Below are 8,947 nucleotides of genomic sequence, written 5' to 3' on the forward strand. Positions count from 1 at the left end.
CATCGCGAGCTTTCTGGAAAACCCACTCTCGCAGGGGAACCGGAGAGCCGTGGATAGCGGCACGTCTGTTCATACGGATGGCGGTCCGGTGACCGGTCGACTAGGCGAATTGCAGAGTTCCGCCGGTGCGGCCGAAGGGCTCTCGATTGTGGGGATCGAAAAATCATTCGGTGCCCGAAAGGTCCTCCACGGCGTTTCGCTCAACGTCAAACCGGGCGAGATCGTGGGGCTGCTTGGTCCCAACGGCGCCGGAAAGACGATCTCCTTCTATGCGATCATCGGCTTGACGAGCGTCGATGCCGGCAGGATCCTGCTTGGCGGAGCGGATGTCACGGCGCTTCCGATGGACAGGCGCGCGGCACGGGGTCTGGGCTATCTTCCGCAGGAGCCATCGGTCTTTCGGGGCATGACGGTCGCGGAAAACATCACCGCGGTGCTCGAGTGCCGCACGGATGATCCCGCGGTGATCGCGGCGCGCCTCGATGAGCTGCTCGCCGAATTCAGCATCGCCCATGTCCGCGATACGCCGGCTCCGGCTTTGTCAGGCGGAGAACGCCGCCGCACCGAGATTGCTCGTGCGATGGCCGCGAAGCCGGCCATCATGTTGCTGGACGAGCCCTTTACCGGCATCGACCCCCTGTCGATCGTCGATATCAAGCTGATGGTGCGCGACCTCAAGCAGCATGACGTCGGCGTTCTCATAACCGACCATAATGTCCACGAGATGCTCGAACTGGTCGACCGGGCCTATGTCATCCATGAGGGAAGGGTGCTGTTCGAGGGGACGCCCGACGCGGTGCTTCACAATCCCGATGTGCGCAGACTCTACCTTGGTGAGGACTATGAGCAGTGACCTGTCCTTTGGTTGATCATAGCGCTCCGTTGCCGTCGGTCAGCACAGGCCATCTTTGACGGCGTCCTGCTCGTGCTCATGCATCGGGGCGACGCCATGGTGCCAGATTTGCGGTCGGAGTCCATGTCCAACAGGATCGAACATGGAGTTAACCGGAACAGTCTTCGTCCAGGAAGGGCATTCCGCGCGCGATGAGATTCATGGTGCGCTCAAGATAGTCGGATTTGGCGCGAGACGTGTTTTCCAGCTCATGCCGCAGGAGAATGCGCTGCCGCGGGCTTGTGACGAACGCGTCGAAGAGGAACGCCGCCAGGAACGACAGGTCGACCGAGCTGTCGCTGCCGTCGTTGCGATGGGCCTGCTCGAGAATTGACTGGATGATCGCAATTCCCGCCTTGGCTCCCATCGAAGGCTTGGCCTGGCCGGCTTCCGATTCATGATCGGCGATCCAGTTGATCAGGGAATCCAGGCCGATAACCTCACGCTTGAGCGATGCATCCAGGATTTTCCTGCCGACATGGAGCAGCTTGTCCCGCGTCGAGCCGGCCGGAATGGTCGATGCGATCGGCCTGAGATGATGCGCGATTCCATGCTCGACGGCAGCGACAAGCAGCGCCGTTTTGGACCCGAACCGGGAATAGAGCGTGCGCTTGGAGACGCTGGCGGCGATCGCGATCCCCTCCATGCTGGCGCCTTCCACGCCATGGGCGATGAACTGTTCGAGCGCCACATCAAGAATATGAACGCCCAGTAGCGCCGCGATTTCCTGCGTCGGCCGGCCCCCTTTGGGGTCACGCGGCGGCAGGCGCCTGGCACGTCCGGTTGATGTTGCTCTTGTCATAAAACCGTCTCTAACCCGATCATCCAGGTCTTGCATGAGTTTTGACTTGATCCGGTATCGCCAGGAGGCGATAACAAAACCGCTAAGTATACATACGCATTGTCCGGGGAGGAGCTGTGGGGGAAACCTCGCGGCGCATCTGAAACAGGAACGGACCCGGACGATCATGACGGATATCGCACTCGTAACCGGTGGCACGCGCGGGATCGGCGCGGCCATCGCCCGATCGCTGAAGGCCGAAGGCCATGAGGTGGCGGCCGTCTATCATGGCAATGACGCCGCCGCCGCCCGGTTCAAGCAGGACACCGGCATATCGGTGTTCAAATGGGACGTTGCGGACGAGGCGGCCTGCCGGGACGGCGTGGCCCAGGTCGAAGAACGGCTTGGGCCGGTGTCCATCCTCATCAACAATGCGGGCATCACCCGCGACGGGGTCTTCCACAAGATGAGCTGGGACAATTGGCGGTCCGTGCTGGCGAACAACCTCGACTCGATGTTCACCATGACCCGCGCAATCATCGAGGGCATGCGCGAGCGGCGCTTCGGCCGGATCATCAACATCTCGTCGATCAATGGGCAGAAGGGCCAGATAGGGCAGGTCAACTATTCCGCGGCGAAGGCGGGCGTGATCGGCTTCACCAAGGCGCTGGCTCAGGAAAATGCCGCGCGCGGCATAACCGTCAACGCGGTCTGTCCCGGTTATGTCGACACCGACATGGTCGCCGCCGTCAAGGAGGAGGTGCGCGCCGGGATCATCGCCGGCATCCCTGTCGGCCGTCTCGGCGACCCCGACGAGGTCGCGCAAGCGGTCTCCTATCTCGCCTCGCCAAAGGCGGCTTTCTGCACGGGCTCGGTGCTTACCATCAACGGAGGGCAATATATCGCCAATGGCTGAGCCTCGTCTGCCATCGTGCGTAAGGACAATCCCTCATATCGCAGCGCAGCATCGCAACGGAAACTGTTTTTCCTCCCGCCTCGATTCTCGAAAGGACCTGACCCATGAGCTATCCCCTCGATCAGATTACCGCCCTTGCCAAGGCCAATGGCGAGCTTGTCCTCAAATTCGCCGAGATCGCCCGGAGCGGTGGCGAGGAGTATGCACAGATCGGCAGCAAGGCGGCGACCCTCTTCGTCGATCAGTTCAAGGAACTGAAGCCGGGGACTGTCCCGAGCTTCAGAAGCGACGCGGTCACGAGCCTGCTCGGCGAGGTCGAAAAGAGCCGGGAGGCCTCGGTGAGCAAGATCAAGGCGGCCGTCGACGAATGGCAGGGTAGCTGGAAAGATCTGCTCTCGCAGACGACCAACCAGCAGGAACTGTCCGATACGTTCCGGACGTGGTTCCAGCCCCTGGCCAAGCAGATATCTGTGGCCGAGCCCGAGAAGGCGAAGGCGCCTGCAAAAGTTTCCGCGACAGCCTGAGGGTCGCAACTCACGGCGAACAACGGCTCCCGCCCGGTCCCCCGGGCGGGAGCTGCCTATTTGAAGACCGAACCAGGGGGCAGTGCGCGACGATATGGCCGTTCCAGAGATCACATTGGCCAGATACCGACGGCCAGCGATAAGCGCAGCCTGTCTCGCTGCGTCCATGCTTCTGGCCGGCTGCTCGTTCGCGCCGGCGCATGTCCGTCCGCCGCAGCCCGTTCCGCAAACCTATGCCGCATCGGCCTCCGGCTCGCCGTCCATCGCCCGGATCGGCTGGTATGATTTCTTCCGCGAGGCGCAGCTTCGCACGCTGATCGCTGCTGCGCTGGAGAACAACCGCGATATCCGGATCGCGTCAGGGCGCGTCGCGGAGGCGCGGGCGGCGTGGCGGATCCAGGGATCGGCGCTCTACCCCCAACTCGATGCCGTGGCGACCGGAACGCGGGGACGAACCCCCGCCGATCTGTCGGTGACGGGCCAGGCGGTCACCGGCAACCAGATCTACGCCCAGCTGAGCGCCGGCTGGGAGATCGACTTCTGGGGCCGGCTGCGCAACCTCAACGAGGCGGCGCGGGCGCAATATCTGGCGACGGAGGAAGCGCGGCGCGCGATCGCGACCGACCTCATCGCCCAGGTCGCCAACGGCTATCTGCTCGAGCGCGAATATGAAGAGCGCGCGGAATTAGCGAGCCGGACGATCACGACGCGCGAGGAGTCGTTGCGCATCCTACGCCGGCGGTATGAGGTGGGATCGGGCTCGAAGCTCGAGATGACCCAGGCACAGACCCTGCTGGCGCAGGCGCAGACGGCGCTGCAGGCGCTCGACCAGGATCGCGACGTCAATCGCAACGCCCTGGCGCTGCTGGTCGGGCGTCCGGTCGACATCCCGCCCGGGCCGCTCGGTCTTGCCGAATCGGCCCCGGAGATGGCGCTTCCCGCTGGCCTGCCGTCGGAGCTTCTGGCCAACCGGCCCGATATCGTGGCGGCGGAATATTCCCTGCGCGCCGCCAATGCGAATATCGGCGCCGCGCGCGCCGCCTTCTTTCCCAATATCAGCCTGACCGGCGCCTTCGGCACGGCGAGCAGCGAGCTGGACGGTCTGTTCAGGGATGGAAGCCTCTCCTGGAACTTCACGCCGACCATCAGCCTGCCGCTGTTCAACGCCGGACGCCTCAAGGGCAATCTCGACGTCGCGAAGGCCCGGCAGGTGATTGCCGTCGCGGACTATGAAGGGACGGTGCAGGCCGCGTTCCGCGATGTTTCGGATGCCCTGGTCCGGCGCCGGCAACTCGGCCTCCAGATCGAAATGACGCGCACGATGCTCGCGGCGCTTCAGGAACGCGCGCGCCTTGCCCAATTGCGTTTCGACAACGGGCGCTCGGCCTATCTCGAAGTCCTCGACGCGCAGCGCGACCTGTTCGACACCGAGCAGACGCTTGTCCAGCTTCGCCGCGCCCATCTCGGGAGCGCCGTCGCCCTCTATGCGGCTCTGGGCGGGGGCTTCATCCAGAATCCAGCCTTCGACATCAACACGGCTGAAACCAGGAATCCAGTGCAATGACGATGCCCCAGAAGACGTGGATCATCAGGGGCGGCATCGCCATGGCCATTGTTGCCGTGGCCATCATCCTCTGGCTGCTGCTCAAGCCCGCTGACCTTCCAGACGGCATCATTGGCGGCAACGGCCGGATCGAGGCGATCGAGATCGACATCTCCGCCAAAACCCCTGGGCGGATACGCGACATCGTCGCCGACGAGGGCGACTTCGTGAAGGCGGGACAGGTTGTCGCGCATATGGACATCGATGTCCTCAACGCCCAGCGCTCCGAGGCACAGGCGCAGCTCGCCCAGGCGCTCAACGCCATCCTGATCGCGCAAAGCCAGGTGTCGCAGCGCCAGAGCGAGCGCGCGGCCGCCTTTGCCGCCGTCCGGCAGCGTGAGGCGGAGCTGAACGCCGCGCGCAAGCGGCTGGCGCGTTCGGAGACGCTGGCGCGCGAGGGCGCCACTGCCGTGCAGGAGCGCGACGACGATCAGGCGCAGGTCGAAGGCGCGACGGCCGCCGTCGAGGCGGCGCGCGCGCAGATGGCGGCGGTCGATTCGGCCATCGGCACCGCGCGCAGCCAGGTGATCGGCGCGCGCTCGAACGTCGATGCGGCCCGCGCTACGATCGAGCGGATCGAGGCCGATATCCGCGACAGCGACCTGCGCGCTCCGGTGGCCGGAAGGGTCCAGTATCGCGTGGCCCAGCCGGGCGAGGTCGTCGCCGGCGGCGGGCGGGTACTCAACCTCGTCAATCTCGGCGACGTCTACATGACCTTCTTCCTGCCCGAGACCGTGGCGGGACGCGTGGCCCTGGGGAGCGACGTGCGGATCGTGCTCGATGCCGCGCCCGACTATGTGATCCCGGCCAAGGTGTCGTTCGTCGCCGATGTCGCGCAGTTCACGCCCAAGACCGTCGAGACGGCAAGCGAACGGCAGAAGCTGATGTTCCGGGTGAAGGCGCGGATCGATCCCGCCCTGCTCGATCGCCACATCACCCAGGTCAAGACCGGGCTGCCCGGCATGGCCTATGTGCGGACCAGCCGCGATGCCGAATGGCCGGCGAAGCTGACCGTCAACGTGTCGCGATGACCGCGCCCGGCATGTCGGAGGGCGCCTCGCCGGAATTGGCGGCACGCCTTTCGGGCGTCAGCCTGCACTATGGCAGGACGCGGGCGCTCGACAGCATCGATCTGGAAATTCCGGCCGGACGCATGGTCGCGCTGATCGGCCCCGACGGCGTCGGCAAGTCCACCCTGTTCTCGCTGCTCGCCGGCGCGCGCGTGATCCAGGAGGGCAGTGTCGAGGTTCTTAGCGGCGATATGGCGGACCGGCGCCACCGCGAAGCGGTCTGTCCGCGCATCGCCTATATGCCGCAGGGCCTGGGCAAGAATCTCTATCCGACCTTGTCCATCGACGAGAATCTGGAATTTTTCGCGCGCCTGTTCGGGCAGGATGCACAGGAACGCGAGCGGCGGATCGCCCAGCTCACCGAGAGCACCGGCCTTGCGCCGTTCCGCAAACGTCCGGCCGGCAAGCTCTCCGGTGGCATGAAGCAGAAGCTCGGGCTGTGCTGCGCCCTCATCCACGACCCCGATTTCCTGCTGCTCGACGAGCCGACCACGGGCGTCGACCCGCTGTCGCGCGCGCAGTTCTGGGACCTGATCGACCGCATCCGCGCCGACCGGCCTGGGATGAGCGTGCTGGTCGCCACCGCCTATATGGAGGAGGCTGCGCGGTTCGATTGGTTGGTGGCGATGGATGCGGGGCAGATCCTCGCAACCGGCACTCCGGTGGATTTCTATGAACGCACCGGCACCGACGGCCTGGAGCAGGCGTTCATCGCCCTGCTGCCCGAAGAGCGCCGGCGTGGTCACAAGCCCGTGACCATCCCTCCGCGCAGCGACGGGAGCGAGACCGAGATCGCCATCGAGGCCAAGGGGCTGACCATGCGGTTCGGCGACTTCACAGCGGTCGATCATGTCGATTTCCGCATCGAGCGCGGCGAAATCTTCGGCTTCCTGGGTTCGAACGGCTGCGGCAAGTCGACGACGATGAAGATGCTGACCGGCCTGCTCAAGGCGAGCGAGGGCCAAGCGTGGCTGTTCGGGCGCGAAGTCGAGAATGACGACGTGGCGACGCGTCGGCGCGTGGGCTACATGTCCCAGGCCTTCTCGCTCTATTCCGAGCTGACGGTCCGGCAGAATCTCGAGCTGCATGCACAGCTCTTCCATGTGCCGGCGGAAGAGATTCCCGCCCGGGTCGAGGAGATGGCCGGACGCTTCGACCTGACCGACATCATGGACGCGCTGCCGGACGCGCTCCCGCTCGGCCAGCGCCAGCGCCTCAGCCTCGCGGTCGCGATGATCCACAAGCCTGAAATGCTGATCCTCGACGAGCCGACCTCGGGCGTCGATCCGATCGCGCGGGATCAGTTCTGGCAGATGATGATCGACCTGTCGCGGGGCGACAAGGTGACGATCTTCATCTCGACCCATTTCATGAACGAGGCCGAGCGTTGCGACCGGATTTCGCTGATGCATGCCGGCAAGGTGCTGGTCAGCGATACGCCGGCGGCGATCGTCGAGAAGCGCGGCAGCACGAACCTCGAGGATGCGTTCATCAGCTATCTGGAGGACGCGGCGGGCGGAGATGAAAGGGCGGAGGCGGGAGTGGCGGCCGCGGCGCCGGCCACCGAGACAAAGGCTGAGCCTGCTTCGTCCTTTTCCCGCACCTTCAGCCGCCGACGGATGCTGAGCTATTCCCGGCGCGAGGCGCTGGAGCTTCGTCGCGATCCGATCCGCGCCACGCTCGCCCTTCTGGGAAGCGTGCTGCTCATGTTCATCATGGGCTATGGCATCAGCCTGGATGTCGAGAACCTGCCGTTCGCGGTGCTCGATCGCGACGGGACGACCACCAGCCAGAATTATGCTCTGAATCTTGCGGGATCCCGCTACTTCATCGAACGCCCGCCGATCACCGATTATGCGCAGCTCGACCGGCGCATGCGCGATGGCGAGCTCAGCGTTGCGATCGAGATTCCACCGGGTTTCGCGCGCGACCTGCGCCGCGGCGATCCGGTCCAGATCGGCGTGTGGATCGATGGCGCCATGCCGATGCGGGCGGAGACCGTGCAGGGATATATCCAGGCACTGCACGCGCAATGGCTGGGAGAGATGGCCGTGCAAGAGCTTGGCGCTCGGCCCTCGGTGGGCCTCATCAATATCGAGACGCGCTACCGCTACAATCCCGACGTCAAGAGCCTGGTCGCGATCGCGCCGGCGGTCATCCCCGTCCTGCTGCTGTTGTTCCCGGCGATGCTGACGGCGCTCAGCGTCGTGCGCGAGAAGGAGCTGGGCTCGATCATCAACTTCTATGTCACGCCGATCACGCGGATCGAGTTCCTGCTCGGCAAGCAGCTTCCCTATGTCGCGCTCGCCATGCTCAACTATGTGCTGCTGGTGCTGCTGGCGCTGCTCGTCTTTCGCGTGCCGATCACCGGCAATGTGCTGGCGATGACGGTGGCGGCCTTGCTATACACGCTGTCCGCGACCGCGATCGGGCTGCTCTTCTCGATCTTCATGCGCAGCCAGATCGCGGCGCTGTTCGCCACCGCGATCGGCACCATCCTGCCGGCGGTGCAGTTTTCCGGGCTGATCAATCCGGTCTCGTCGCTGGAGGGCGTCGGCGCGTTCGTCGGGCGCATCTTCCCGACCACCCATTTCGTCACCGTCTGTCGGGGCGTCTTCTCCAAGGGGCTGGGCTTCGGCGATCTGGGTCAGCCGCTTCTGGCGCTGGCCGTGGCAGTACCGGTGCTGCTCGCACTGTCCGTCGCGCTTTTGAAAAAGCAGGAGGGCTGAGATGCGGCATATCGCCAATATCGGACGTCTGGGCGTCAAAGAACTGCGCAGCCTGTGGCGCGATCCGATGATGCTGGTCCTGATCGTCTACGCTTTCTCGCTCGGCATCTATGTGGCGGCCTCCGCCATGCCCGAGACACTGAACAAGGCGCCGATTGCGGTTGTCGACGAGGATCAGTCGCCGCTGTCCAGCCGGATCACCGGAGCCTTTTATCCGCCGCATTTCACGCAGCCGGCTTTGATCTCCCTAGGTGAGGTCGATCCTGCCATGGACGCCGGGCGCTACACCTTCGCGCTCGACCTGCCGCCCGATTTCCAGCGCGACGTCCTCGCCGGCCGCCAGCCGACCGTCCAGCTCAACATCGACGCCACGCGGATGAGCCAGGCGTTCACCGGCGGCGGCTATATCCAGCAGATCGTCCAGGGCGAGGT

General features: G+C 64.8%; 8 protein-coding genes. 7 read left to right on the forward strand and 1 reads right to left on the reverse strand.

What is annotated here, in order from left to right; all coding sequences use genetic code 11:
- Positions 1-88 precede the first annotated feature (88 nt).
- Positions 89-853: an LPS export ABC transporter ATP-binding protein gene (gene lptB, locus L3X40_RS19915; protein WP_048576357.1), complete on the forward strand. Its 765-nt coding sequence runs from the start codon at positions 89-91 to the stop codon at positions 851-853.
- Between the two features lie 148 nt (positions 854-1,001).
- Here lptB and L3X40_RS19920 read toward each other — a convergent pair whose 3' ends face one another.
- On the reverse strand, positions 1,002-1,694 hold the full coding sequence (locus tag L3X40_RS19920) for a TetR/AcrR family transcriptional regulator (RefSeq protein WP_092959737.1): 693 nt from the start codon (positions 1,692-1,694) through the stop codon (positions 1,002-1,004).
- Between the two features lie 166 nt (positions 1,695-1,860).
- Here L3X40_RS19920 and phbB point away from each other — a divergent pair, with 166 nt between their 5' ends.
- The 6 genes from phbB to L3X40_RS19950 all read left to right on the forward strand — a co-directional run.
- The gene (phbB, locus tag L3X40_RS19925; RefSeq protein ID WP_048576323.1) at positions 1,861-2,589 is read left to right on the forward strand and encodes an acetoacetyl-CoA reductase; all 729 of its coding nucleotides are present in this window, start codon (positions 1,861-1,863) and stop codon (positions 2,587-2,589) included.
- 104 nt (positions 2,590-2,693) lie between these two features.
- Positions 2,694-3,113, forward strand: coding sequence for a hypothetical protein (locus L3X40_RS19930; protein ID WP_092959735.1), 420 nt, complete (start codon positions 2,694-2,696; stop codon positions 3,111-3,113).
- Between the two features lie 166 nt (positions 3,114-3,279).
- Positions 3,280-4,677, forward strand: a complete 1,398-nt coding sequence (locus tag L3X40_RS19935; protein WP_092959732.1) for an efflux transporter outer membrane subunit — start codon at positions 3,280-3,282, stop codon at positions 4,675-4,677.
- On the forward strand, positions 4,674-5,747 hold the full coding sequence (locus L3X40_RS19940; RefSeq protein ID WP_048576326.1) for an HlyD family secretion protein: 1,074 nt from the start codon (positions 4,674-4,676) through the stop codon (positions 5,745-5,747). The genes L3X40_RS19935 and L3X40_RS19940 overlap by 4 nt, the downstream gene beginning before the upstream one ends.
- Before the next feature lie 11 nt (positions 5,748-5,758).
- Positions 5,759-8,515 carry a ribosome-associated ATPase/putative transporter RbbA gene (rbbA, locus tag L3X40_RS19945; RefSeq protein ID WP_175485393.1) on the forward strand — a complete coding sequence of 919 codons (2,757 nt, stop codon included), beginning with the start codon at positions 5,759-5,761 and terminating at the stop codon, positions 8,513-8,515.
- Position 8,516: 1 nt separating this feature from the next.
- Positions 8,517-8,947 (forward strand): ABC transporter permease (locus L3X40_RS19950; RefSeq protein WP_237367141.1); only part of this gene is annotated, 431 nt, incomplete at its 3' end.

This window comes from Rhizorhapis sp. SPR117, assembly GCF_021742065.1.

What these genes read in the sequence shown, in the direction of transcription:
- L3X40_RS19920 (WP_092959737.1), bottom strand. Translation starts at nt 1,694, where the DNA reads ATGACAAGAGCAACATCAACCGGACGTGCCAGGCGCCTGCCGCCGCGT.
- phbB (WP_048576323.1), top strand. Translation starts at nt 1,861, where the DNA reads ATGACGGATATCGCACTCGTAACCGGTGGCACGCGCGGGATCGGCGCG.
- L3X40_RS19930 (WP_092959735.1), top strand. Translation starts at nt 2,694, where the DNA reads ATGAGCTATCCCCTCGATCAGATTACCGCCCTTGCCAAGGCCAATGGC.
- L3X40_RS19935 (WP_092959732.1), top strand. Translation starts at nt 3,280, where the DNA reads ATGCTTCTGGCCGGCTGCTCGTTCGCGCCGGCGCATGTCCGTCCGCCG.
- L3X40_RS19940 (WP_048576326.1), top strand. Translation starts at nt 4,674, where the DNA reads ATGACGATGCCCCAGAAGACGTGGATCATCAGGGGCGGCATCGCCATG.
- rbbA (WP_175485393.1), top strand. Translation starts at nt 5,759, where the DNA reads ATGTCGGAGGGCGCCTCGCCGGAATTGGCGGCACGCCTTTCGGGCGTC.